Here is a 23,430-nt window from a genome sequence, read left to right as displayed (position 1 = left end):
GCGGGCTTATCCGCCGCAGATATTCTGCAGCCGGACCCATTCGCGATCTGGCAGTATCTGTTGCAGGGGCTGGCCCGCCATCGGGTCGGCCTCGATCAGGCCCAGCACGGTTTCACCTGTGACGTCCGTCGCATAGGCAAAGGGGACCGAGGGCAAAGCTGCCTCGGCAAAAATCTTCAGCAGGTTCTCGTCGGGTACAACCGGACGGGGTTCTGATAAAACTTCTTCGGTATAACTGTCGACAATCTGAGGTGTCAGCTCACCGGTTGTCAGCAGGCGGAACGCAGATCTGATGCCGGTCCGGTCCAGCAGATCATCCAGTGGGTCCTGTGCCTGCACACGTGCACGTTCCGCAATGATGTACCCGGCCACGACCGAGGGGTCTTCGTGATCTTCGACCAGAGATCGGTTCAACAGGACAATTCCACCCGGCAGGGTCAGGCTGGTCTGTACTCCGGCGGGTAGGATAACGATTGCGCGCACGCCCGTTCTTGCCGCCAGATGATCCAGTGCTTCCTGAGTGCCCTCGGACACGCAGGCGCGGCCTGACACTCTTTCGATGCGCCTCAGGATTGTGTCACCGATGTCGATACGTTTGATTTCGGGAACGACGGATACGACATGGTTTTGTAACGCTGACGGTAACCACAACAGCATGAGCGCGGCCACAGCAGCCACAACCCCGGCCACGCTGAACCACCGCAAACGCCCGGGGTGGGGGCGTGACCAGTCGATGGCACGCTGCAGACGGTCAATGGCTTCGATCATCGTGGTTTCGGATTGGGCCAGTTCCAACGTCTCTTGCGGGTCGCCATCCGGGTGGTAAATCGCAGGGAAAACACCGGGGTTCTGGCGCTCTAACGCGGCCAGCGACCAATGCGTCAGTGCCCGGTCGTTGAAATCCGATATCGTCAGCGTCGCTTCGCCAATCGACACAACAACCTCGCGCCGCTGAACATCGGGCGAGGGGCGCCACAGACCGGTGGCTTCGATCCGCTGGAACTGTTTCAGTGCCGTCATCGGGGTGATGTCTGCTCGTTCTTAATTGGAGCCAGCTTAACACGCTAAATTCAACCGGCGCAAACCTGTTGCGCGATGTTCAGGAAATGTGCTGGATACCTAGACGAGCGGAATATTCTGTTACCGCTCTCCATCATGCCGCGGGGAAAATGATGCAGGCGGACACCCAGACTTCACCGGTTTTGGCCTCGGTGCTGATGGTCAGTGCTATGGCAATCATCGGCGTGATTGATAATGTGGTCATCTTGGTGGCCGAAACGATCGGTCTGTGGCAGTTCCATTTCAGCCGGGCACTGCTCATGCTACCGCTGATAATGGGCCTGTCACTGCTTGGGCTGGGCCGCTTGCGCCCGATTAGGCTTGGCCCCGTGATCCTGCGTAGTGTTCTCATCACATTGGCCATGTTGTTCTATTTTGCCTCGCTTGCGCTGATGCCGATTGCGCAGGCGTTGGCGGGTTTGTTCACGTCGCCGATCTTTGTGCTGTTGATTACAACCGTCGCCATGAAGCAACGGATAGGCCCATGGCGTATTCTGGCCGTTGCAGTAGGGTTTGCCGGGATTTTGTGCGTGTTGCAGCCGAATCCCGGCGAGTTTGATGCAAAAACGCTGTTGCCGGTCGCCGGAGGGCTGTTCTACGCGTTCAGTTCAGTCATCACCCGAAGCCACTGCGCGCAGGAAAGCACGACGGCATTGCTGGCGGCTATGGTGACAACCTTGGGAGTGGCCGGAGCGGTAGGGCTGATCGTGTTATCCTTGTTTCCGGGGGTTCCGGTCGCTGGGCCGGAGGGCTTCGTCACCCGTGGCTGGGTCTGGCAAATGGGACCGGCAATTCCTTGGATTATAGTTCAGGCAATAGGGTCGACGATTGCGGTATTCATGCTGATCAAATCCTATCAGATCGGTGAGACCTCTTATGTGGCGGTGTTTGAATATTCGGTGATGATATTTGGACCCTTGTTCGCCTGGAGGGTCTTTGGGCAGAATATCGGTGTTCTGCAGATCCTCGGCATATGCCTGATCGCAACGGCCGGAGTTCTGCTGGCCTGGCGATCCACGCGTCCCGCCGCTACAGAGGCCGCATCGTGATCATTTCGCGCGGTCGCTCTTATATCTTCGTCCACATTCCCAAAACTGGAGGGACATCTTTGTCGCTGGCTTTGGAACAGCGCGCGATGAAGGATGATATTTTGCTGGGAGATACGCCCAAGGCAAAGAAACGCAATAGGCGGATCAAACAGCTATCGGCGCGTGGCCGCCTTTGGAAACATTCAACCCTCGCCGATATCGAAGGTGTTCTTTCACCGGATGAGATGTCGGGGATGACAGTCTTTACCCTGGTCCGAAATCCCTGGGATCGGCTTGTCAGCTATTATCACTGGCTCAAGGTGCAAGGCTTTGATCACCCCGCAATCGCGCTTGCCCGCGCCCATTCGTTTGAAGGATTTGTCTGCCACCCTGCGACGCAACAATCGCTCCGTCAGCATCCGGCGCGGCACTACGTGACGCGAGCCGATGGTATCGAGCAGTGCCAGCATTTCATCAAGCTCGAGGCCTTTGATCAGGACGCAGAGCCTCTGTTTGACCACCTGGGGTTCCGGATCACACTGCCGCATCTGAATCGTTCAGAGCGGGCGAAAGATTACCGAAGCTATTATTCAGCCGCATCACAAGAGGCCGTCGCCGAGGCTTGCGCTGAAGATATAGACAGATTCGGATACTCTTTTGATTAGATGACAGAAATATCGTTTCCCTGCGGGACTTAATACCAGGCGATTACAGATCGTTGTTCCGTTTTTAGCGTTATCCAGCGGGGTTTGGGACCCAAATCAGGCTCAAATGTGTCAAAATTTGGACGCGTGATCGGTTTGGATGCTAATGAATATCTATTGTTTTTGGTGCCAGCAGGGGGGGGAGGCACGTGTTTGAAGTAGTGAGTGACATGGGTATTTCAGATGTTCCGGAAAGCCGGACACAATTCGAAACCAGAGTAGAACTGAACGCGCGCCGTGGCGGCTTGATCCACGGGACCGGGGTTTCAACTGTCGACGGCTGGACGCCGATTGAAGACATTCAGCCTGGTGATCTGATCCGGACAGTCGAGAACGGCTTTAAGGTAGTAAGGCGCATTTCTGTCGATACGATTTCGGTTCCTACTGAAGAAAGTCGGATCGAGTATTTGCCAGTCCGCGTACCCCCAAGTGCCGTCGACAGCCCAGGTACGATTTGGATCATGCCTGAACAGGGTATAGCATTGGAGCATGGCACCGCAGATCTGACTGTTGTGGCAGCACGAAAGTTGAGCGGTTTGTTCCGCATCAAGTCGGACGTCCCGGCATCATCATTCGATGTCAGCGCATTGTTCTTTGACGAGGATGAAGTGGTCTATATGGAAGGCGGCATGCGCGCCTTCTGCCCGTCAGGGCGATTCGGCGGCCACAGCGGCACAAGTGCGGGCTATCAAATTGCCGAAAGCGAAACAGCGGCGGAATTGGTCGAAGATATACGAACCGAGGGCCGCGTGGCAGCCCTTGCCAACCCGTTGGGTGCGCTGCCTGCACCCATCTCGCTGGAACAAGTTGTCCCTTTGAGACCCAGCAGGGGCGCGCGTCGCCCGGGTCGTCCGGGCCGACCTCTCCCAGTGATCTGAACGGCAGACCAACCAAACACGACAAGCAGGGTGCTGGCGTAAGGTCTCTTACGCCAGCACCAACTGTTTAGGCAGCCTTGGCTTCGGGGTTGAAACGCCCGTAGAAGCTTTGGCCTTTATCTGCCATCTCACGCAGCAGCGGCGGGCAGGTAAACCGTTCCCCATATTGTGCGGTCAACTGATCGCAGCGCTCGGCCGCATAAGGGGTGCCGATGATGTCCAGCCAGCTCAGCGGGCCACCTGACCAAGGTGCAAAGCCCCAGCCCAAGATTGCGCCGACGTCACCCTCGCGGATGTCTTCCAGAACGCCTTCTTCCAATGCGCGGACGGCCTCCAGAACCTGAGCGAACATCAGGCGTTCCTGCACTTCGATCAGGTCGGGCTGATCCTCTGCCAGCGGATACTTGTCCTGCAGACCCTTCCAATATTCGACGCGCTTGCCTTTTTCGTCATAGTCGAAGAAGCCCGCGTTTGCCTTGCGGCCCAGACGGCCCTGTTCTTCCATCCAGAAGATCAGATCATCGGACGGGCTTTCAGGATATTCGTTGCCCATCGCGGCCTTGGTTGCACGTGCGATCTTGGCACCCAGATCAATCGAGGTCTCATCAGTCAGCTGGATCGGCCCGACAGGGAAGCCCAACTGGCGTGCCGCGTTGTCGATCAGAACCGGGCTGACGCCTTCGGTCACCATCCGGGCACCTTCATTGATGTAGGGAATGATGCAGCGGTTGGCGTAGAAGAAGCGGGCATCGTTGACCACGATCGGCGTCTTGCGGATCTGACGCACATAGTCCAGCGCCTTGGCCACTGCGCGATCACCGGTTTCCTTGCCTTTGATGATCTCGACCAAGAACATCTTCTCGACGGGCGAGAAGAAGTGGATGCCGATGAACTGATCCGCACGCACCGAAGCTTTGGCCAGGTCGCTGATCGGCAGGGTCGAGGTGTTCGAGGCAAAGATGCAGTCCTCGGGAATGATCGCCTCGACCTTTTTGGTCATCTCGGCCTTGACGCCCATGTCTTCGAAGACGGCTTCGATGATCAGGTCGCAGCCCTTCAGATGATCAAGGTCAGGGGTCGCGGTGATGCGGCCCAGCATGGCCTCTTTCTTTTCAGCCGTAACCTTGCCGCGCTTCATACCTTTGTCCAGGTACGTTTCGGTATAGGCTTTGCCTTTGTCTGCAGCTTCCTGATCGCGGTCGACCAGAACAACTTCCATACCGGCCTGCGCCGATACAAGTGCGATACCCGCACCCATCATGCCAGCGCCCAGAACACCGATCTTCTTGACTGACTGATCCGGTACGCCCGCAGGACGCACGGCGCCTTTTTCCAAGGCTTCCTTGTTCAGGAACAGTGATCGGATCATGGCACCCGAAGACGGGTTCATCAGAACGGAGGTGAACCAACGGGCTTCGATCTTCAGCGCGGTTTCGAAATCAACCAGCGCACCTTCGTAAACAGCGCTTAGCAACGCCTTGGCGGCAGGGAACGCACCCTGAGTTTTGCTATTCACCATTGCCGAGGCGCCGACGAAGTTCATGAAACCGGCAGGGTGGTAAGGCGCGCCACCGGGCATTTTGTAACCCTTGGCATCCCAAGGCTTCACAATGTCCGCATCTTTGGCGTTCAGCACCCAATCTTTTGCTGCGGCAACTGGATCCTCGGCGATCTCATCGATGTAGCCTGCACTTTTCGCCTTTTTGACGTCCAGCATCTTGCCTTCCAGCAACAGCGGAGCGGCTGCAATCGCACCGACCTTGCGGACCATACGGGTGGTGCCACCAGCGCCAGGGAAGATGCCAACCATGATTTCGGGCAGGCCGTATTTCGCCTTTGGGTTCTCGGCTGCAAAGATGCGGTGCGTCGACAGCGGTAGTTCCATGCCAATGCCTGCGGCTGTACCGGGCAGGGCGGTTGCAATCGGCTTGCCGCCTTTCTTGGTCTTGGGGTCCATGCCCGCCAGCTCGATCTTGCGCAGCACGCCGTGCATATTCATGGTGCCTTCGAACAGGCCCTTGGCGGGGTTGTCACCCGCCTGTTCTTTCATCACCGCAAGCAGGTTCAGGTCCATGCCACCGGCGAACGAACCTTCTTTCCCGCTGGTGATAACGATGCCTTTGATCTCGTCATCGGCAAGTGCCTGATCGATGCAATCGCTTAACTGTGCGAATCCGTCAAAAGACATCACGTTCATGGATTTTCCCAGGACGTCCCAGGTGATAATGGCGACGCCGTCCGCGCCTTTGCTCAGAGTGAAATCAGTCATTGTCATCTCCAATCTGGTCAGCCGTTAGCGGGCTGCCATCTTTCCGGGTGAAAGAGAATCCGTTCTCATCATCCTTCACCATCATGTCTAAGTCGCTGTAATAGCCGGTCTCGTTCGGGGTCCGTGTGCCCACCACCAGAAAGGTTGCAGGCGCATCGGTGTTGTTCACAAGGTGATGGCCGTTGGCTTCACCTGCGGGCCATGCGGCGCAATCGCCGGGCTGCATTTCATGCTCGCCATCGTCGTCGATCAGCGTACAGGTGCCGCTTAGCATGATTGCAAACTCGTCCTGCTCCATATGGTAATGGCGCAGCGAGGACATGCCCTGCGGTTCCAGCCGCACGATGTTCACACCGTACTGGGTTAGCCCGCCCGCATCACCGAGGCGCTGAACAAAACGGCCTGCGGTCGCCTCGGCCAGCTTGCCGGGATAGGCCGAGCCGCCCTGAAACGGAATCTGAGAGAGATCCAGCTTTGGCATCAGACGCGCTCGATGATCGTTGCTGCACCCATGCCGGATGCGATGCAAAGCGTGGCCAGCCCGGTTTCCTTGTCCTGACGTTCAAGCTCATCCAGCAGGGTGCCGATGATCATCGCGCCGGTCGCGCCCAGCGGGTGGCCCATTGCAATCGAGCCGCCATTGACGTTGACCAAAGCCGGATCGACATCGAATGCCTGCTGGAAGCGCAGAACAACCGAGGCAAAGGCTTCGTTCACTTCGAACAGGTCGAGATCGCTGATTTTCATGCCGTTGTCGGCGAGGATTTTCTCGGTCACCGGAACCGGACCGGTCAACATAATGGTGGGGTCGGTGCCGATCTTGGCCGTGGCCTTGATGCGTGCGCGCGGCTTCAGGCCGTATTTCTCGCCGAATTCCTTGTTGCCGATCAGAACTGCCGCCGCACCATCCACGATGCCCGAGCTGTTACCCGCGTGGTGGATATGATTGATCTTTTCCAGATGCGGGTATTTCAGCTTTGCGACGTTGTCGAAGCCGGGCATTTGCTCGCCCATCATCTGGAATGCGGGGTTCAAGCCACCCAGGCTTTGCATGTCCGTGCCGGGGCGCATGTATTCATCATGGTCCAGAATGGTCAGGCCGTTCTGATCCTTAACGGTGATGACCGATTTCGAGAACCGGTTGTCGTCCCACGCAGCTTTTGCACGGCGCTGCGATTCCATCGCCAGCGCATCAGCCTGATCGCGTGTGAACCCGTATTCGGTCGCAATGATATCAGCCGAGATACCCTGCGGAACGAAATAGGTGTTCATCGCCAGTGAAGGGTCAGCCGCAATCGCAGCGCCATCGCTGCCCATCGGAACACGGCCCATCATCTCGACCCCGCCTGCAATATAGGCGTCGCCTGCGCCGCCTTTGACCTGGTTGGCAGCCAGGTTCACAGCTTCCATGCCCGAGGCGCAGAACCGGTTGATCGCCAGCCCGGGGATCGATTCATCCAGATCAGAACCCAGCACTGCGGTTCGTGCCAGACAGCCGCCCTGTTCCATAACCTGGGTTACGTTGCCCCAGATGACGTCCTCTACGGCGTGGCCCTCTAGATTGTTCCGCTCTTTTACGGCGTTCAATGTCAGCGAGGACAGGCGCGCCGAAGTCAGCTCGTGCAGGCTACCATCCTTGCGGCCTTTGCCGCGCGGAGTACGCAGGGCGTCATAGATATATGCGTCGGTCATAGTTTTCTCCTTAAGCTCGATCCGGCACAGAGCCGGGCATCAGGTCGTAGGGGTGTTTCCAGCCAGGCTGCTGGGACAAGCGTGTCAGCCAGGCGTCGATATTTGGCCATTCGGTGCGGTCAAAGCCGAAGGGTTCAGGATAGTAGAGATAGCCACAGCAGCTGAGATCAGCATTGGTTACACCGTCCCCAACGATCCAGTCGCGACCGTTCAGATGTGCATCCAGGACTTGATACGCAGCCTTCAGGCGACCCTGGTTGAATGCGATCACATCTGGGTTGCGATGTTCTTCCGGCAGAAAGTTGATCAAAAAACGGGTCAGGCCTGCCATCGAGCTGAGTTTGTGGTTGTCCCACAGCACCCAGCGCAGTACCTCGTATTTCTCTTCCTGCGTCTTTCCTCCGAACATGCCTGTCTTTTCAGTTATATAAGTCTGAATGGCCCCGGACTGACTGGTGCGAAAGTCGCCATCAATCATGACGGGCGCTTCACCCATTTCGTTGATAGTGGCACGAAATTCGGGAGTGCGTGTCACTCCTTTGAAGAAGTCGACTTCGACGGCTTCCCATTCTAACCCTGATAACTCCAGAGCCAGCGCCGCCTTGTACGAGTTTCCGCTGACGCCGAAACAATGCAGTTTGATGGTCATCATTTGCCTCCCTTGGCACATGAGTCAGTGCGATGTGCTGTATCACGTAGCCCGCCCTTTTTCGGGCGGGTCTGGTTTCTTATCGTTTGCGCTCTTCAAGTTCGGAATTGAAGATACGCAAACGGTGCGTCAGGCTCTCTTCGTCGATGACGCTGTTGAAGTTCTCGAACAGGAATGACAGTGCCTCACCTTCGTCCAGACCAGCCTCGCGCGCGAACCCTCTGAGTTTGCGATAGCCGTCTTCGGTCATGGCGACCGGGAAACGGCGTGTTAGGCGAAATCGTTTTGGCATATCGAGCCTTTCGAATGGCCGGCCCCAAGATGGTCTGGGGCCGGTCAGAGATCAGAAGCTTGCCGCGTCCAGGCCCATGACAGTATCCGCACCGCTCTGGATGCGTGTCAGATGAAGACCGGTGGCTGGCAAGCGACGCGCCATGTAGAACTGGCCGGTGGTAATCTTTGTCTCGTAGAACTCGGTGTCCGAAGTCCCGGCTTCAAGTGCGGCATAAGAAGCTTTTGCCATCTGTGCCCACATCAGGCCCAGGCAGACATGACCGAACATGTGCATGAAGTCATTCGACCCAGCCAGCGCATGGTTGGGGTTCTTGGTGCCGCTTTGCATAAAGTACATGGCAGCGGCCTGCAGATCCTTGGAGGCCGCTTTCAGCGGTTCGATAAACGCCGTATCATAGGCTTCGTTCTGACCTGCGTTTTCCTTGCAGAATTTTTTGACCACTTCGAAAAACGCCATGACGTGTTTGCCGCCATCCTGGGCAAGTTTACGGCCCACAAGGTCAAGCGCCTGAACGCCGTTTGCGCCTTCGTAGATCATCGCGATCCGGGCATCGCGGGTATATTGCGACATGCCCCATTCTTCGATGTAGCCGTGGCCACCATAGACTTGCTGGGCCTTGACCGTCATGTCATAGCCTTCGTCGGTCAGGAACCCTTTGAGGACCGGCGTCAGCAGTGAGATCAGGCCATGGGCGGCATCGTCACCAGAGCGGTGGGCCTTGTCGATCATGGTGGCTCCCCACAGAACAAAGGCACGGGCACCCTCGGTAAAGCTCTTCTGATCCATCAGGCTGCGGCGGATGTCGGGATGCACGATCAGCGGATCGGCTGGACCGTCCGGATTTTTCGCGCCGGTCACATCGCGGCCCTGCAGGCGGTCCTTGGCGTATTCCACCGCGTTCTGATAGGCCGCGTCGGCCTGGGACAGACCCTGCATGGCTACACCCATACGAGCTTCGTTCATCATGGTGAACATCGCGCGCATGCCTTTATGCTCTTCGCCCAAAAGATAGCCGGTTGCCTCGTCATAGTTCATGACGCAGGTCGAGTTGCCGTGGATGCCCATCTTTTCTTCGATGTTGCCGACCGATACGCCGTTGCGTTCACCCAGGCTGCCATCTTCGTTCACCATGAATTTAGGAACGATGAACAGGGATACACCCTTGATGCCTTCGGGGCCGCCCACGATCTTGGCCAGCACCAGGTGAATGATGTTGTCGGCCATGTCGTGTTCACCAGCCGAGATAAAGATCTTCTGACCGGAAATCTTGTAGGAGCCATCCGCCTGCGGTTCAGCCTTGGTGCGCATCAGACCCAGGTCGGTGCCGCAATGCGGTTCGGTCAGGTTCATGGTGCCGGTCCAATCGCAGCTAACCATGTTCGGCAGATAGGTTTCTTTCTGCTCTTGGGTGCCGTGCGCCAGAATGGCCGAGGCTGCGCCGTGGGTCAGACCTTGATACATGGTGAACGCCTGGTTCGAGGCGGAAAACATCTCGGCCACGGCAGAGCCAATGACATAAGGCATGTTCTGGCCGCCGAACTCTTCGGGCATGTCCAGGCCGGTCCAGCCGCCTTCCTTCATCTGAGCGAATGCGTCTTTAAAGCCAGTAGGGGTATATACCACACCGTTTTCCAGACGACATCCTTCGGTATCACCGATTGTATTCAGCGGGTGCAGAACATTTGTCGCCACCTTACCGGCTTCTTCTAGGACAGCGCCGGTAAAATCAGGTTCAAGCTCGCTATAACCCGGGATGTCCGATCCCGATACATTGAGCACTTCGTGCAATACGAACTGCATGTCTTTGGTTGGTGCATTGTATACGGGCATTGGGAACTTCCTTAGTTTCGCTTGTCCGGTGGGTGGGTGCCGCCGGGGTTATTCTGCGGCCTTTTTGTCGCTCTTGATCGAGGCGATCACTTTCTCGCCCCATCTCAACTGTTCTTTTAGATCGTCAATGGCCTGGGTCAGCTCTTCACGCCGGGATTCCATATCGGCAAGCCGCTCGCACGCGATCTCATAGGTGCGGGTCATCTGCGTAACCTGCTGATCACCTACGTGATACAAATCAAGAAGCTGGCGAATTTCTTCCAGGCTGAAGCCAAAGCGTTTGCCTCGCAGGATCAGCTTGAGACGCGCCCGGTCGCTTTTGGTGAACAGTCGTTTCTGCCCTTCGCGGATCGGAAACAAAAGTTCCTTTGCCTCGTAAAAACGTAATGTGCGCGGCGTGACATCATAGGTCTCGCACATTTCACGAATGGTCATCAGATCTTCGGTCATGGTTTCTGCACTCTTGTAACTGGCCTTCGTTAAGCTGATTTGCGCAGTCGATGCGCGTCTTACAGCACGTAGATGCCGTTCACGTAACGCGAACGCTGCGTCACAAATAAGTTGACGTAACTTCCGTTCGCGTCAAGGTTTCTACTGCAGGGAATTTCAGGACGTCACGTCAGATCACCTTCCAGATGCAATTTCCCAAACACGGAAAAGCATGCTGAAAGGGTAAAAGAGCCGAGGAAGGGTCTGTTTTTGGCTTTGGCAAATCCGATAGTAAACGCGGTCAGCTGGGCAGCAATGCCTAGTCTAACAATTTCGCGGTCTGGTCACGCATTTGTTCCAAGGCATCTATGGCTTCATCTAACTGTTTTTTCTGATTGTTCAGTTCGACAAGCTGATGTTCGGCCATTTCGATGAAGGCCTTCATCTGTGCCTGATTCCCCTGATCTTCGTAGATCAGCAGCCACTGGCGGATATCTTCCAGAGGAAATCCGTATTTCCGTCCCCGCATGATCAGCGTCATCCGAGCGCATTCCCTAGGCCCGTAAAAGCGAGTTCGGCCTTCGCGGTCAGGCTGCAGAAGTTCGATATATTCATAGTAGCGCAGGGTACGTGGAGTCACGTCAAACTCGGCGCACATCTCTTTGAATGACAAACGGTTGTCGGGCATTCCTGGTCTCCTTCGAAACAGCGTAGGACGTGGCGACTTCAAGCGCAACAGGCGGGCTTGCTCTTTTGCTAGCCTGACGCTCATAAAGGGAGAAACAGAGAGGACACAAGTAGATGGTCGACAAAGCTGCTATAGCACGACAGTTTATTGAGGCCATTCCGCATGCCAAAGCTTTGGGTTTGACACTCACCAAAATGGGTAATGGCGAGGCCGAGATTTCGATGCCCTACAAGGCCGAACTGATCGGTGATCCACGCACGGGTGTGATCCATGGCGGGGCGGTTTTTGCCCTGCTTGACACCTGCTGCGGTTCCGCGGTCATGTGCCATCCTTCTTCGCCCGGCGCCACCGCGACAATAGATCTGCGGATAGACTACATGCGCCCGGCGACGCCAGGACAGAGCATTACGACACATGCTGTCTGTTATCACATCACCAGAAACGTGGCCTTTGTCCGCGCAACTGCGATGGATGAGGACAAGGACCTGCCCGTGGCAACCGCCACCGGTTCATTCACAGTGGAGAGCCGATGATGTCACGACCTCGGCCCGAAGCCATGCAGCTCATTGAACAGCGTCGCGATGCAGCACTGAAGGCAATCGTGGATGGTGTTCCATATATTCAGTTTCTCGGAATCGAATTTGACCGGCGGGGAAATGAGTTGACCGGGGTACTGAACTTTGACCAAAAGCTGATCGGAAACCCGATGCTTCCGGCGCTTCATGGTGGTGTGACGGCTGCCTTTCTGGAAGTAACCGCGGTTATCACCCTGAGTTGGGAGTATTTCTTTCCCCGGATCGAAAACGGCGAATTGGATGCCAGCACGGTCTTTCAAGATGAAACCATCATGTTTCCAAAAACAGTAGATTTTACCGTTGATTACCTGCGATCGGGCTTGCCACGGGATGCCTATGCGCGTGCCTTTGTTCGCCGATTAGGGCGCCGGTATGCGTCGGTTCGTGTCGAAGCGTGGCAGGACAATCATCAGCGTCCTTTCGCACAGGCCAGCGGGCATTTTCTGATGCCGCAGTCCAAATCGAAAGCTGAGTAGATTTCCATGCAAGACGCCTCGGCACCCATCACGCACAGGCGCGTGCTTAAAATTGCAGCGCCCATCGTGCTGTCGAATGCCACGGTTCCGATCCTTGGGGCCGTGGATACTGGCGTAGTCGGGCAGATGGGTCTGGCTGCGCCGATTGGGGCTGTTGGGATGGGGGCCGTGATTCTGGCCTCGATCTACTGGATATTCGGCTTTCTGAGGATGGGGACCACCGGCCTGGCGGCGCAGGCGCGCGGGGCAGGTGACACTGCAGAAACCGGTGCGCTGCTGATGCGGGGCATATTGCTGGGCAGTGCGGCAGGTATGGTTTTCATATTGGCCCAAGTCCTTTTGTTCAAAGGGGCTTTTGCCCTTTCCCCCGCCAGCCCCGAGGTTGAGGCGCTGACCCGCGACTATTTGCGGATACGCATCTGGGGTGCGCCGGCAACGATTGCGCTGTTCGCCATCACTGGCTGGTTGATTGCGATTGAACGTACGCGTGGGGTCTTTGTCCTGCAGGTCTGGATGAACGGGCTGAATATTCTCCTGGATCTGTGGTTTGTGCTTGGTCTGGGTTGGGGCGTCGAGGGGGTGGCCATCGCGACGCTCATCGCCGAGTGGAGCGGGCTGGCACTGGGTCTCTGGCTGTGCCGCAGTGCTTTTACCGGGAATCAATGGCGTGACTGGCCGCGAATTTTTGATCCCACGCGTCTGCGTCGGATGATGCAGGTGAATGGTGACATCATGGTCCGTTCGGTATTGCTGACCGGCGCCTTTACCACATTCCTCTTCGTCGGATCGGATCTGGGGGATGTTAATCTGGCAGCCAATCAGGTCCTGCTGCAGTTTCTCGAAATTACCGCCTTTGCGCTGGATGGATTCGCCTTTTCCGCCGAGGCTCTGGTCGGCGGCGCCATCGGTGCGCGGGATCGGCATCAGGTGCGCCGAGCCGCGGCCATGGCTTCGCAATGGGGGGTAGGGGGTGCATTTGTACTCGGTGCGGTTTTCTATCTGGCCGGACCAGCGTTGATCGACCTGATGTCAACTGCACCTGAGGTGCGACTAGCCGCACGCGAGTATCTGGTCTGGGCGGCGCTGGCGCCGGTGATCGGTGTGGCAAGCTGGATGTTTGACGGCATCTACATAGGCGCGACCTGGACGCGCGCAATGCGCAATGCGATGATCCATTCGGTTGCGATTTATGTTTTGGCCCTGTTCATATTGGTGCCTGCGCTCGGCAATCACGGCCTTTGGGCCGCGCTGATGATCTTGAACATCGCGCGTGCCTGCACGCTGGGAAGGCGATACCCCAAGCTTGAGGCTTTGGTCGCCTAAAGAAGGTCCAGAAGGGATTCCGTAGGGCGACCAATGGCTGCGTTGTCCCCTTTGATTGCAAGCGGACGCTCGATCAAAATCGGATGGGCCGCCATTGCTGTGATCAGGTCATCCTGAGCGGTATTCTTGGTTAGGCCCAGTTCCTTGAACAGCTTTTCGCTAGTCCGCATCAGGTCGATGGCGGGGATATCAAGGCGTGTAAGTACGGCCCGGATTTCGTCTGCCGAGGGCGTGTCCTCAAGGTATTTGCGAATTTCGACCTGCGCTCCGTTTTCCTCAAGCAAAGCGAGCCCTGCGCGAGACTTGGAGCATCTGGGATTGTGCCAGTATTCGATCATATCCAGTCCTGTCTTTTGCTTCCAACGGCCTGCGCAACTGTTTCAAACCCGTCGCGCGCCAGCAAGTCATCCAAGCCTCGCGCGATTTCCGCTGCAAGTGAGATACCACCGAAAACCATCGCGGTGTAGAATTGCACGGCCGAAGCACCGGCGCATATCTTGGCATAGGCCTGTTCTGCTGTGCTGATGCCACCAACGCCGATCAACGGAATCTGACCGTCGGTCAAATGGCTAAACCGGGCAAGAACGCGGGTGGATTTTTCGAACAAAGGCGCGCCGGACAAGCCGCCTGCTTCGTCTCTGTGTGCGCTGCGCAACCCATCGCGCGACAAAGTGGTGTTCGAGGCGATGACCGCATCAACGCCCGATTCATGGGCCACTTCGGCGATATCCCGCAGCTCATCCTCGGTCAGATCGGGGGCGATCTTGAGGAATACTGGTAGAGGGCGCATTAGGGTGTTTCGGGTTTCGATCACGCCGCTCAACAGAGCGCTCAGCGCCGCTTTGCCTTGCAAATCCCGCAGCTTTTCAGTGTTCGGAGATGACACGTTGACCGTAGCGAAATCCAGATGCGCCCCACAATGGGCCAGTACCTTGGCAAAGTCGCCGGGGCGATCATCGCTGTCTTTGTTCGCACCAAGGTTCAGTCCGATCACCGCATCCCTGGGGCGCGCCGCCAGACGACGGGCCATGGCCTCCATCCCTTCGTTGTTAAAGCCAAAGCGGTTGATGGCAGCCTTGTCTTCGGTCAGGCGGAACAGGCGCGGCCTGGGATTGCCGGGCTGCGGGCGTGGGGTAACGGCACCGACTTCGATGAACCCAAACCCGGCGCGGGACAGGGGGCCAAGAACCTCTCCGTTCTTGTCGAACCCTGCGGCCAGACCAACCGGATTGGGCAGATTCAGCCCGGCGATTTTGGTCTGCAAACGCTGTGACGTGACCGGCCCTGGTGCAGGCGCAAGCCCTGCCTTCAGGGCTTTGATCGACAGGGCATGTGCAGTTTCCGGGTCCAAGCGGTGCAGGGCAGCCAGCCCCAGCTTTTCAGTCAGTTTCATCCAAACATTTCTCCGCCTTCGGTCGGCGCGCACCGGATAAGGCGAGAGGTCTTCACCGCAGCCTGACGATGCACGATCGCCTGTTTGTAATCAGGGTCGGATATCATTTCCAGAAAGGCATGCGCCGATGGGTAACGCGCGATAAATACCGCGTCCCATGCCTCATCCTTCGGGCCAATCAACGTATTCTGAAACGCGCCGCGCCAAATGATCTTTGCCCCAAGGCGGGTAATGATCGGCGCGGTTTCTATCCCATAATTTCGATAGGCCTGAGCGCCCGACAGACCGTTTCTGGCCAGTTCGTGCCCCGATGGATATTCGGCCCGGTTGCGGAACCTCACCAGGTTCAGCATCTCAATAGGCTGGTCACGATCCAGTACCTTGAAGGCCTCAAACTGGGCGCGATCCGGGTCGATATACCCCGTCATTTCATGTCGTCCGGGAAGTGATGCGCCTTGCCGTCAAAGGGCAGGGGGCAAGACCAGATAATGTCGGTCATACGGATTTGACGGTAGAGATGCGGAAACAGAGCCTCCCCCCGCGAAACCTCCCATTTCAGGTCCTCGCCCATCGCGTCAGCATCGCAGGCCAACAGCGTCAAACCTTCGGCGCCAGCAAAATGCTTGGCAGCGGTTTCCGCAGCTTGTTCAGCTGTCGAAAAGTGGACAAAACCGTCCGAAACATCAATCGGAGCACCATCCGTGGCGCCATCGGTCTGCAGCGCCGTCCATTCGTTGGCGCGGAAAATCTTGTAAATCAGCATAGAACGGTCATGCCCCGCGCTGCGGCTAGATTCAAGCCGGATTTCCCCCTTTGACTCTTTGCTGAAGGCGGCGCAACATCTTGGCAATTAACAAAGGGAGTTAAAATATGTTCACCCGTTTCCTAGCCTCGGCTGCTGTGCTGGGTTTGACTGCAGGAATGGCCGCCGCCGAATATAAACTGACCATTCTGCACACCAACGACTTTCATTCGCGTATCGAGCCGATCAACAAATATGACAGTGGCTGTAGTTCAGATGACAACGCCGAAGGCAAGTGTTTTGGCGGATCTGCCCGTCTCGTAACAGCAGTGGAAGAAGCCCGCGGACGTGCCGAAAACTCGATCCTGGTAGATGGCGGCGATCAGTTTCAGGGCTCGTTGTTCTATACCTATTACAAGGGCAAGGTCGCGGCCGAGTTCATGAACAAACTGGGCTATAACGCTATGACCGTGGGCAACCACGAATTCGATGATGGCCCGGAAGTCCTGCGCGGCTTTATCGACACGGTTGATTTCCCGGTGCTGATGTCGAACGCGGATTTTTCCGGCGAAGAATTGCTGAGTGGCAAGATCAAAAAGTCTACAGTGATCGAAGTCGGCGGAGAAAAAGTCGGCCTTGTTGGCCTGACGCCGGAAGACACGCATGAACTGGCCTCTCCTGGCCCGAACATCACATTCTCGGACCCGGTTCCCGCGGTTCAGGCCGAAGTGGACAAGCTAACCGCGGAAGGCGTGAACAAGATCATCGTTCTCAGCCATTCGGGATATGCTGTCGACCAGCGTGTTGCACAGGAAACGACCGGCGTTGACGTAATCGTAGGTGGGCATTCCAATACATATTTGTCCAACGTTTCTGACAAGGCTGTTGGCCCCTATCCGACAGTGGTCGATGGCGTGCAGATCATTCAGGCCTATGCCTATGGCAAATTCCTGGGCGAGCTGAATGTCACTTTTGATGACGACGGAAATGTTGTCGCGGCGGCTGGTGAGCCGCTGATCATGGACAACAACGTGGCCGAAGATCAGGCCTCGCTGGACCGTATCGCGGAACTGGCCGCTCCTTTGGACGAAATCCGCAATAAGGTCGTGGCCAGCACGTCTGAGGCGATTGAGGGTGACCGTTCGATCTGTCGTGTTCAGGAATGTCAGATGGGCAATTTGGTCGCTGATGCCATGCTTGCGCGGGTTGCTGATCAGGGCGTTCATATCGCGATTGCGAACTCTGGCGGCTTGCGTGCTTCGATTGACCCTGGCGACGTGACCATGGGTGAAGTTCTGACCGTGCTGCCGTTCCAGAATACGCTTTCAACCTTTGAGATCAGCGGACAAGGCATCGTTGACGCGCTTGAAAACGGCGTGAGCCAGGTAGAAGAGGTCAAGGGCCGCTTTCCGCAGGTTGCCGGTCTGACCTTTGTTTGGGACGCATCGGTGGCACCAAACGAAGGGCGCGTATCAGAGGTCATGGTATCCAACGGCGATGGGCTTACCCCGATTGATCCGGCGGCGACTTACCTTGTCGTTACCAATAACTACGTCAGAAATGGCGGTGACGGGTACAGTATGTTCGAAGGCGACGATAAAAATGCCTATGACTTCGGCCCGGATCTTGCAGATGTCACGGCGGAATACCTAGCCGAAAACGCGCCTTACCAGCCTTATCTGGACGGTCGCATCAAGCAAAAGTAAGGCGACCAGAGCGAAACGAAAAGGGCCGCACCTTGGGATGCGGCCCTATTTCATTCAGCTAACCTTCAGCCTTGATCAATGTCGTATTCCGGCCAAAGCCCTGTATCAAAACCCGCAAGCATGGGCTGGATATGTTCCGACACAGATCGCCATCCCCCAATGGATTTGGTTGAGATTTTGTTGCGAACCTGGTCGATACTGGCAGTCCGGACCTGTTTGGTATTCTCTTCCGGATGCATCATCGTCTCGGTCCATTCGAGGTCGCAGAAAGCGGCGACCTGCTTGCTATAGGTTTCGGGGTCCGCGACCAGCTTTTCATATGGAACGGTCAGGATCTTGTCGCCAAAAACAGCATCCCAATGCGCCATATAGCGACGATACAGGTTGGCAGAATGGGCAATGGTTTCAAGATTCGAGGCATAGTTCATGCCCCCCGCAGGGAACCGGCGGATCCATTTCGAAAGACCGACATCGCGCGGATCACGCAGCATGTTTATTATCTTGGCGTTTGGGAATGCTGACAACAGGAAGCCGACCCGCTGAAAATTGTGGGGCATCTTGTCAACAAAAGCGGTTGAGCCATCGGGGATCGGCGGCATCAACTCTCGGAACTCTTTGGCATATTTCGCTGCGGCAGTGGAATCGAAGGTCTTGCGATGTTGTGCGTAGTCGCGCGAAAGATCGGCCCCAACCGTCAGTTCGCCGCAGCCAGCAATGTCTGGCGCGGAGCTCAGCATCATTTCCATGAGCGTCGTGCCAGAGCGCGGCTGGCCCAGAACGAAGATCGGAACCGGCTGATCGGTTTGTTCGGACCAAGGAACTCTTCCTCCTACAGGGAACAGGCCAGTGATACGTTCGAACTTCTGTTCTTCCGCCTCTAAATCATAGGGTTTGACGTTGTGTTGGATGGCATTGGCACGTGCAAATTGCGGCAGTGCTGCGCCAAGGCTATCGGTTTTTTGGATCAGGTGGGCCTTGGCAAATTCCAGTTCCGACAGCTCGTGTACGCTTTCGGATATCGCTGCTTCAACCGCCTCCATCAGTTTCGGGGCGTCCTCTTTGCTGGACATTGTCGAAAGCTGAAGAAGGGTGGCAACATGGAAGGGTTCTTTGGCGTAGATGCCCTGCAGAATATTGGCGCATCCCTTTTTGTCGCCACTCTGGTGCAGATTTACGGCTTTTTGAAAGGCTATCTTTTCGTTGTCCGGTGCCAATTCATACGCCTTGGTTATATCGCGTGAGTTGTGCTCGATATAACCGATGCGGCCATAGGCGCGGGCACGAGTCGACAACAGGCTGACATTTTCAGGGTCGCTTTGAAGTTTTTTGGTCACGTGATCAATGATCAGGCGCCAATTCTGTCCTTTCAGCGTAATCTCATCAATGACCCGGTTCAGTTCCTTGCTGGCTGGGAATTTTTCGGCCTTGAGTTCGGCATATTCCAAGGCTTTGGCCATCTGGCCGGTTTGCATAAGAGCATTGGCGAGGTTTTCGACGAATTGCGGATCGTCAGGTTTCATCCGCGCGGCTTCGACAAAATGCGGGATCGACCTTTTATACTGTTTCATCTCGGTCAGAACAAAACCGGAAATGGCATGAAAATCCGAGTCGGTCGGAAACTTTTTTACGCCAAGTTGAGCCTTTTTCAGCGCAGCCTGGAATTTGCCTTCTTCCAGCGCTGCGACAGCTTTGACTTTTAAGGTTTTCGCCGTTTGATTTTGCATATGACCCCGTGAGAACCTGTGCCTGTAGAAAACGATTGTTGAAAGTTCATTACCTATGTGCGGACGGTTTGCAATAACCCTTCCAAATGATGCCATGGCCCAGTTGTTTTCTGCGCGCCCGGCCAATGCTCTGCCTGTTGTCCCGAATTTCAACGTTTGTCCGACATGTCAGGTGCATGTGGTCAGGGCAGGCGAAACCGGGCGTCAGTTGGATGCCTTGCGTTGGGGGTTTTTACCACACTGGTACAAGTCCAAAACCGCTGGGCCATTGTTGATCAATGCCCGCGCGGAAACGCTAGCTGAAAAACCGGCTTTCAGGGCGGCCTGCAGAGAACGCAGATGTCTGATCGTTGCCAGCGGGTTTTATGAATGGACCAAAACCGAGAGCGGAGACCGGCTGCCCTGGTATATTTTCAGAAAAAACGGGGCCCCGATTGCTTTTGGCGGGGTATGGCAAGATTGGGGCCCCGAGGGCGACCAGAAGGGAACATGCGCTATCGTTACGACACCAGCAAACCGCAATCTGGGCAGAATTCATCACCGCATGCCCCTGATTGTTGAACCCGAAAACTGGCCTTTATGGTTGGGTGAAGTGGGCAAAGGGGCTGCGCGGCTGCTGTCTCCGGGGCAGGAAGATATTCTTGGCTTTCATCGTGTCGATCCGAGCGTCAATTCCAATCGGGCCAGTGGACCGACGCTTGTCGATCCCATCGCAGGTTGACACCGTGCCTTTCCATCCGGTTCAACGCGGGTTAGATCGTTGACATGGTTCTGAAAATCACCAGCCTTCAGCAGTTATACGCGCATGAGTTCGACACAACCATAGACGTGCGCAGCCCGGCTGAATTTGCCGAGGATCATTTGCCCGGGTCTATCAACCTGCCAGTTCTGGATAACGACGAACGGGCGCGCGTCGGGACGATTTATGTCCAGGAAAGCCCGTTTCTGGCCCGCAAGCTGGGGGCGGCTCTGGTTTTCAGGAATGCGGCCAACCACATTGAACATAGCCTGTCCCATCACGAAGGGGGGTGGAAACCCCTTGTATACTGCTGGCGCGGTGGGCAGAGATCTGGTTCGTTTACCTGGATGCTACAACAGATTGGCTGGAGGGCCGAGGTTGTCGAGGGCGGCTATCGGGCTTATCGCCGCTTGGTGAGCCGGTATCTGTATGACGATCCGTTGCCGTTTCAATTCGTCCTTCTGGATGGGTATACGGGCACAGCAAAGACCGAGCTGCTTACACACCTTCAGGAACGTGGTGTCCAGGTTCTGGATCTCGAAGGGCTTGCCAATCACCGGGGGTCATTGCTGGGGGCAATGCCGGGCGGACAACCCAGTCAAAAGGCATTCGAATCCGCGCTGGCCGCAGAACTTTGTGGTTTTGACCCCACCCGTCCCGTCGTAGTCGAAGCGGAATCGTCCAAAATCGGCTCTTTGATCCTGCCGCCGAGGCTTTGGTCCGCCATGTGTGCGGCCGTGCGCATTCAGATTGATGCCCCGATAGAAGCGCGCGCGGAATATCTGGTCTCGGCATATGACGATGTCCTCAGCGATGCCGAGCGGTTGAAAGATCTCCTGTCGCCGCTGAGGTCTCACCGTGGGCATGAGGTGGTGGATGGGTGGTTTGCGCTGATTGACGGCGGTAACAAGTTGGCCCTTACACGGTCACTTATTGAACAGCATTACGACCCGGCTTATGCCAAGTCCGCGCGCGTACACAGCACCGAGATTGTGGCCTCGATCCAGGTTCCCTCGCTGGCAAGTACCGGTCTGAAAGAGGTCGCTGTGCGGGTCGAACAGGTCCTGGATCAGCTCTGAAGTTTTAAACCCGGCGTATCGTCGATCATGCCGATGATTGCTGCCGGATATCCAGCCGCACGTAGGTCTGCACACAGGCCTGGCGCGTCATCGGCTTGGACAGCGGCCAATAGCCCTCCGGCGGTTTGAGGATCGAAAAGAAGATCAGCCGTGGGTCCGTTGGCGAATTCAGGCGCGATGGCGCGGTTGTCCTCGAAGATCGTGGACCGAACACCGCTTGCGCTGAGCTCCACAGCCCCGGCCATCACGGGAACCGCATCCAGAGCAACTACCGCACCGCAACCCGAGGCACCGCAAATACCCTGCAGATGCCCTACCAGACCAAACCCGGTCACATCGGTCATCGCATGGGCGCTGAACAGAATGCGCGCGGCTTCGCCCTGGGGCTGGACCATGTGGCGGAACGCCTCGGCGACCCAGATGCCATTGGCCAAACCGGCCATTTCGGCGGCCATGATCACGCCGCTGCCAATCGGCTTGGTCAGGATCAAAGCGTCGCCCTTGCGGGCTCCGGACAGGATGATCGGGTCGTTTTCGCACAGGCCGGTCAGAGTGAACCCGATGGTCATCTCATCCCCCATCGAACTGTGGCCTCCGACGATTTCGGCTCCGGTTGCGCGGATGACGTCACTGGCGGTGGCCATGATTTCTGCCATGGTACGTTGTTGCAGTGCGGGTGACATCCGAGGCAGAATAATCGTCGCGGTGGCGGCCTGCGGTGCCGCACCCATCGCCCAGATATCACCCAACGCGTGAATGGCCGTGATCCGTGTCATCAAAACCGGATCATTGGTAAAGCTGCGCAAATGGTCCGAGGTCATCACCTGCCGCGCGCCGCCGGTGAGAAGCAAAGCCGCATCGTCACCTGAAAGCGGTATAACGTCTTGCCGATCGGGGGGCGGCAAATCAGACAGAACACTGCGCAAAGCGCGACGCCCAATCTTTGCGCCGCACCCACCGCACATGGGCTTTTCACCCAGGACTTCGGGCACGCCCAAAGCGTGGTCGCGGGGCAACTCTGCTGCTTTCATCTGCGGCAGATTCCGGAACTTATTCATGAAATTCTGGTCGATATGGTTCTTCCATTTCCACATCAACGGACCACTGAGCGAGGTTCCCAATCGCTCGGCCAATGCGGATTTCACACCCAGCGATATCAGCTTGAGGTAATCTTTTTGCGGATAATAAGGGCGCATCTTTCCGACACCCAGCGAGGCCCGAAGATTGTCATAAAGAATCGGGGCTTCTCGGACGGCATAAACACCTGCTTTTGGTCTGGGGTTTTCTGACAGATGGGCACAATCGCCGGCTGCGAAAACAAAAGGATTGCTGGACTGCAGCCTGCTATTCACCGTGATATATCCATCGTGAAGATCCAGCCCGGACTGCGCCATCCAACCATAGGGTTTGGCCCCCGCCGCCCCCGTCACGAATTCAGCCGCAATCTGGCGCCCGTCCTCCAACCGGATGTGATCCGCATGAATTTCAACGATGGCGGCCTGTTCGATCACGTCGATGCCAAGGTCAGCCATCGCATTGCGAATGATCGAGGCCGCCTTTGCGCCAATCGCGGTCAGGGCCCGAGCATTGTCGATCAGGGTCAATCGGGCGCTGCGGTTTGCGGAACGCAGAGCGTACGCCATCGCCATGATCAACTCGACCCCGGCAACACCACCACCGATCACGGCAACCGAGGCGGCGCCTGCACCAGATTGGTACTCGGCCCACCTAGCGGCAAAAGACCCTAACGGTTTTGCGGGGACCGCATGGTCGGAAAATCCAGGCAGGGCCGGCATGTCGGATGTAATGCCAACATTAACCGAGGCTACATCATAGGCGACGGGCGGTCGGCCGGGCACATGTACCTCTTGCCGGTCAGGGTCTAACCCTTCGACGGCACCCAATATCACCCGTGCCCCGGCAAAGCGAGCCAGGCGCACCAGATCAATATCCAGGTCACCCCGGCGGTAATGACCGGCAACGAAACCGGGCAGCATCCCTGAATAGGGGGCTGAAGGCGTGGGGTTGATGACCGTCAGGCGCGCGCCAGGCAGGGGGTTCATCCCCCATTTTCGCAATACCAGCGCGTGCGTATGACCGCCGCCGATAAGAACCAGATCGCGGGTCAGGGGTAACGGAGGTCTATGCATAG

The 23,430-nt window shown here is 56.7% G+C and carries 24 protein-coding genes; 9 read left to right on the top strand and 15 right to left on the bottom strand.

All coding sequences use genetic code 11. From position 1 onward, the window contains the following. Positions 1-6: 6 nt before the first annotated feature. A complete protein-coding gene (locus AC2FJV_RS19250; protein WP_496714394.1) occupies positions 7-1,020 on the bottom strand; it encodes a hypothetical protein in 1,014 nt (337 codons plus the stop codon). Between the two features lie 152 nt (positions 1,021-1,172). Here AC2FJV_RS19250 and AC2FJV_RS19245 point away from each other — a divergent pair, with 152 nt between their 5' ends. The 3 genes from AC2FJV_RS19245 to AC2FJV_RS19235 all read left to right on the top strand — a co-directional run bounded on the left by AC2FJV_RS19245 (position 1,173) and on the right by AC2FJV_RS19235 (position 3,669). Next, on the top strand, positions 1,173-2,108 hold the full coding sequence (locus AC2FJV_RS19245) for a DMT family transporter (RefSeq protein ID WP_142632801.1): 936 nt from the start codon (positions 1,173-1,175) through the stop codon (positions 2,106-2,108). After that, positions 2,105-2,752 (top strand): sulfotransferase family 2 domain-containing protein, encoded by a 648-nt coding sequence (locus AC2FJV_RS19240; protein ID WP_496714392.1) that lies wholly within the window; start codon positions 2,105-2,107, stop codon positions 2,750-2,752. Before AC2FJV_RS19245 ends, AC2FJV_RS19240 begins: the two co-directional genes overlap by 4 nt. Before the next feature lie 188 nt (positions 2,753-2,940). Then, positions 2,941-3,669, top strand: a complete 729-nt coding sequence (locus tag AC2FJV_RS19235) for a Hint domain-containing protein (protein ID WP_496714391.1) — start codon at positions 2,941-2,943, stop codon at positions 3,667-3,669. A 67-nt stretch (positions 3,670-3,736) separates the two neighbouring features. Here AC2FJV_RS19235 and AC2FJV_RS19230 read toward each other — a convergent pair whose 3' ends face one another. The 8 genes from AC2FJV_RS19230 to AC2FJV_RS19195 form a co-directional block, all read right to left on the bottom strand. Continuing rightward, the gene (locus tag AC2FJV_RS19230) at positions 3,737-5,938 is read right to left on the bottom strand and encodes a 3-hydroxyacyl-CoA dehydrogenase NAD-binding domain-containing protein (protein WP_496688645.1); all 2,202 of its coding nucleotides are present in this window, start codon (positions 5,936-5,938) and stop codon (positions 3,737-3,739) included. Then, positions 5,931-6,419 carry a cupin domain-containing protein gene (locus AC2FJV_RS19225; RefSeq protein WP_142632807.1) on the bottom strand — a complete coding sequence of 163 codons (489 nt, stop codon included), beginning with the start codon at positions 6,417-6,419 and terminating at the stop codon, positions 5,931-5,933. Before AC2FJV_RS19225 ends, AC2FJV_RS19230 begins: the two co-directional genes overlap by 8 nt. Next, a complete protein-coding gene (locus AC2FJV_RS19220) occupies positions 6,419-7,630 on the bottom strand; it encodes an acetyl-CoA C-acetyltransferase (RefSeq protein WP_142632809.1) in 1,212 nt (403 codons plus the stop codon). Before AC2FJV_RS19220 ends, AC2FJV_RS19225 begins: the two co-directional genes overlap by 1 nt. Before the next feature lie 10 nt (positions 7,631-7,640). Then, entirely contained in the window at positions 7,641-8,279 is a 639-nt protein-coding gene (locus AC2FJV_RS19215; protein ID WP_281971801.1) for a glutathione S-transferase family protein, read from the bottom strand. Between the two features lie 79 nt (positions 8,280-8,358). Continuing rightward, positions 8,359-8,571: a hypothetical protein gene (locus AC2FJV_RS19210; RefSeq protein ID WP_142632813.1), complete on the bottom strand. Its 213-nt coding sequence runs from the start codon at positions 8,569-8,571 to the stop codon at positions 8,359-8,361. 51 nt (positions 8,572-8,622) lie between these two features. Beyond that, positions 8,623-10,404, bottom strand: coding sequence for an acyl-CoA dehydrogenase C-terminal domain-containing protein (locus tag AC2FJV_RS19205; RefSeq protein WP_496714389.1), 1,782 nt, complete (start codon positions 10,402-10,404; stop codon positions 8,623-8,625). 48 nt (positions 10,405-10,452) lie between these two features. After that, entirely contained in the window at positions 10,453-10,854 is a 402-nt protein-coding gene (locus tag AC2FJV_RS19200) for a MerR family transcriptional regulator (RefSeq protein WP_142632817.1), read from the bottom strand. 298 nt (positions 10,855-11,152) lie between these two features. After that, positions 11,153-11,521 carry a MerR family transcriptional regulator gene (locus AC2FJV_RS19195; RefSeq protein ID WP_142632819.1) on the bottom strand — a complete coding sequence of 123 codons (369 nt, stop codon included), beginning with the start codon at positions 11,519-11,521 and terminating at the stop codon, positions 11,153-11,155. A gap of 113 nt (positions 11,522-11,634) precedes the next feature. Between AC2FJV_RS19195 and AC2FJV_RS19190 the strand changes: the two genes are divergently transcribed. Genes AC2FJV_RS19190 through AC2FJV_RS19180 form a run of 3 tightly spaced genes read left to right on the top strand, consistent with a single transcriptional unit; the run spans position 11,635 to position 13,895 of the window. Next, positions 11,635-12,054, top strand: coding sequence for a PaaI family thioesterase (locus AC2FJV_RS19190; protein WP_142632821.1), 420 nt, complete (start codon positions 11,635-11,637; stop codon positions 12,052-12,054). Continuing rightward, positions 12,054-12,572, top strand: a complete 519-nt coding sequence (locus tag AC2FJV_RS19185; RefSeq protein ID WP_271948008.1) for a PaaI family thioesterase — start codon at positions 12,054-12,056, stop codon at positions 12,570-12,572. The genes AC2FJV_RS19190 and AC2FJV_RS19185 overlap by 1 nt, the downstream gene beginning before the upstream one ends. Positions 12,573-12,578: 6 nt before the next feature. Further along, positions 12,579-13,895, top strand: a complete 1,317-nt coding sequence (locus tag AC2FJV_RS19180) for an MATE family efflux transporter (protein ID WP_496714388.1) — start codon at positions 12,579-12,581, stop codon at positions 13,893-13,895. On the opposite strand, the gene arsC is transcribed toward AC2FJV_RS19180, so the two are convergent. From arsC to AC2FJV_RS19160, 4 genes are read right to left on the bottom strand one after another with little or no spacing between them, the layout of a single operon-like run. Continuing rightward, positions 13,892-14,233, bottom strand: a complete 342-nt coding sequence (arsC, locus tag AC2FJV_RS19175) for an arsenate reductase (glutaredoxin) (protein WP_142632827.1) — start codon at positions 14,231-14,233, stop codon at positions 13,892-13,894. The genes AC2FJV_RS19180 and arsC overlap by 4 nt on opposite strands. Further along, positions 14,230-15,288, bottom strand: a complete 1,059-nt coding sequence (locus tag AC2FJV_RS19170; RefSeq protein WP_496714387.1) for a quinone-dependent dihydroorotate dehydrogenase — start codon at positions 15,286-15,288, stop codon at positions 14,230-14,232. Before AC2FJV_RS19170 ends, arsC begins: the two co-directional genes overlap by 4 nt. Then, positions 15,285-15,716: a DUF1330 domain-containing protein gene (locus tag AC2FJV_RS19165; RefSeq protein WP_496693346.1), complete on the bottom strand. Its 432-nt coding sequence runs from the start codon at positions 15,714-15,716 to the stop codon at positions 15,285-15,287. Before AC2FJV_RS19165 ends, AC2FJV_RS19170 begins: the two co-directional genes overlap by 4 nt. Then, positions 15,713-16,051, bottom strand: a complete 339-nt coding sequence (locus tag AC2FJV_RS19160) for a DUF952 domain-containing protein (RefSeq protein ID WP_496693347.1) — start codon at positions 16,049-16,051, stop codon at positions 15,713-15,715. Before AC2FJV_RS19160 ends, AC2FJV_RS19165 begins: the two co-directional genes overlap by 4 nt. A 107-nt stretch (positions 16,052-16,158) precedes the next feature. Between AC2FJV_RS19160 and AC2FJV_RS19155 the strand changes: the two genes are divergently transcribed. Next, entirely contained in the window at positions 16,159-17,736 is a 1,578-nt protein-coding gene (locus AC2FJV_RS19155) for a bifunctional metallophosphatase/5'-nucleotidase (protein WP_271948004.1), read from the top strand. A gap of 65 nt (positions 17,737-17,801) precedes the next feature. Here AC2FJV_RS19155 and AC2FJV_RS19150 read toward each other — a convergent pair whose 3' ends face one another. Further along, positions 17,802-19,460, bottom strand: coding sequence for a tetratricopeptide repeat-containing sulfotransferase family protein (locus AC2FJV_RS19150; protein ID WP_281971806.1), 1,659 nt, complete (start codon positions 19,458-19,460; stop codon positions 17,802-17,804). A gap of 55 nt (positions 19,461-19,515) precedes the next feature. Here AC2FJV_RS19150 and AC2FJV_RS19145 point away from each other — a divergent pair, with 55 nt between their 5' ends. Further along, complete coding sequence (locus AC2FJV_RS19145) at positions 19,516-20,181, top strand: SOS response-associated peptidase (RefSeq protein WP_496688631.1); 666 nt, start codon at positions 19,516-19,518, stop codon at positions 20,179-20,181. A 44-nt stretch (positions 20,182-20,225) separates the two neighbouring features. Beyond that, on the top strand, positions 20,226-21,278 hold the full coding sequence (mnmH, locus tag AC2FJV_RS19140; RefSeq protein WP_496714386.1) for a tRNA 2-selenouridine(34) synthase MnmH: 1,053 nt from the start codon (positions 20,226-20,228) through the stop codon (positions 21,276-21,278). Here mnmH and selD read toward each other — a convergent pair. Then, positions 21,269-23,428, bottom strand: coding sequence for a selenide, water dikinase SelD (gene selD, locus AC2FJV_RS19135; RefSeq protein WP_496688627.1), 2,160 nt, complete (start codon positions 23,426-23,428; stop codon positions 21,269-21,271). The two genes, mnmH and selD, sit on opposite strands and share 10 nt — an antisense overlap. Between the last annotated feature and the right edge of the window lie 2 nt (positions 23,429-23,430).

The sequence above is a fragment of the Ruegeria sp. CDSA241 genome, assembly GCF_059611265.1.
This window is presented reverse-complemented; position numbering and strand designations above follow the sequence as displayed.

Bases quoted from the DNA above. Each gene is read 5' to 3' on its own strand.
- AC2FJV_RS19250 (WP_496714394.1), bottom strand. From the start codon at position 1,020: ATGACGGCACTGAAACAGTTCCAGCGGATCGAAGCCACCGGTCTGTGG.
- AC2FJV_RS19245 (WP_142632801.1), top strand. From the start codon at position 1,173: ATGCAGGCGGACACCCAGACTTCACCGGTTTTGGCCTCGGTGCTGATG.
- AC2FJV_RS19230 (WP_496688645.1), bottom strand. From the start codon at position 5,938: ATGACTGATTTCACTCTGAGCAAAGGCGCGGACGGCGTCGCCATTATC.
- AC2FJV_RS19225 (WP_142632807.1), bottom strand. From the start codon at position 6,419: ATGCCAAAGCTGGATCTCTCTCAGATTCCGTTTCAGGGCGGCTCGGCC.
- AC2FJV_RS19220 (WP_142632809.1), bottom strand. From the start codon at position 7,630: ATGACCGACGCATATATCTATGACGCCCTGCGTACTCCGCGCGGCAAA.
- AC2FJV_RS19215 (WP_281971801.1), bottom strand. From the start codon at position 8,279: ATGACCATCAAACTGCATTGTTTCGGCGTCAGCGGAAACTCGTACAAG.
- AC2FJV_RS19210 (WP_142632813.1), bottom strand. From the start codon at position 8,571: ATGCCAAAACGATTTCGCCTAACACGCCGTTTCCCGGTCGCCATGACC.
- AC2FJV_RS19205 (WP_496714389.1), bottom strand. From the start codon at position 10,404: ATGCCCGTATACAATGCACCAACCAAAGACATGCAGTTCGTATTGCAC.
- AC2FJV_RS19200 (WP_142632817.1), bottom strand. From the start codon at position 10,854: ATGACCGAAGATCTGATGACCATTCGTGAAATGTGCGAGACCTATGAT.
- AC2FJV_RS19195 (WP_142632819.1), bottom strand. From the start codon at position 11,521: ATGCCCGACAACCGTTTGTCATTCAAAGAGATGTGCGCCGAGTTTGAC.
- AC2FJV_RS19190 (WP_142632821.1), top strand. From the start codon at position 11,635: ATGGTCGACAAAGCTGCTATAGCACGACAGTTTATTGAGGCCATTCCG.
- AC2FJV_RS19185 (WP_271948008.1), top strand. From the start codon at position 12,054: ATGTCACGACCTCGGCCCGAAGCCATGCAGCTCATTGAACAGCGTCGC.
- AC2FJV_RS19180 (WP_496714388.1), top strand. From the start codon at position 12,579: ATGCAAGACGCCTCGGCACCCATCACGCACAGGCGCGTGCTTAAAATT.
- arsC (WP_142632827.1), bottom strand. From the start codon at position 14,233: ATGATCGAATACTGGCACAATCCCAGATGCTCCAAGTCTCGCGCAGGG.
- AC2FJV_RS19170 (WP_496714387.1), bottom strand. From the start codon at position 15,288: ATGAAACTGACTGAAAAGCTGGGGCTGGCTGCCCTGCACCGCTTGGAC.
- AC2FJV_RS19165 (WP_496693346.1), bottom strand. From the start codon at position 15,716: ATGACGGGGTATATCGACCCGGATCGCGCCCAGTTTGAGGCCTTCAAG.
- AC2FJV_RS19160 (WP_496693347.1), bottom strand. From the start codon at position 16,051: ATGCTGATTTACAAGATTTTCCGCGCCAACGAATGGACGGCGCTGCAG.
- AC2FJV_RS19155 (WP_271948004.1), top strand. From the start codon at position 16,159: ATGTTCACCCGTTTCCTAGCCTCGGCTGCTGTGCTGGGTTTGACTGCA.
- AC2FJV_RS19150 (WP_281971806.1), bottom strand. From the start codon at position 19,460: ATGCAAAATCAAACGGCGAAAACCTTAAAAGTCAAAGCTGTCGCAGCG.
- AC2FJV_RS19145 (WP_496688631.1), top strand. From the start codon at position 19,516: ATGTGCGGACGGTTTGCAATAACCCTTCCAAATGATGCCATGGCCCAG.
- mnmH (WP_496714386.1), top strand. From the start codon at position 20,226: ATGGTTCTGAAAATCACCAGCCTTCAGCAGTTATACGCGCATGAGTTC.
- selD (WP_496688627.1), bottom strand. From the start codon at position 23,428: ATGCATAGACCTCCGTTACCCCTGACCCGCGATCTGGTTCTTATCGGC.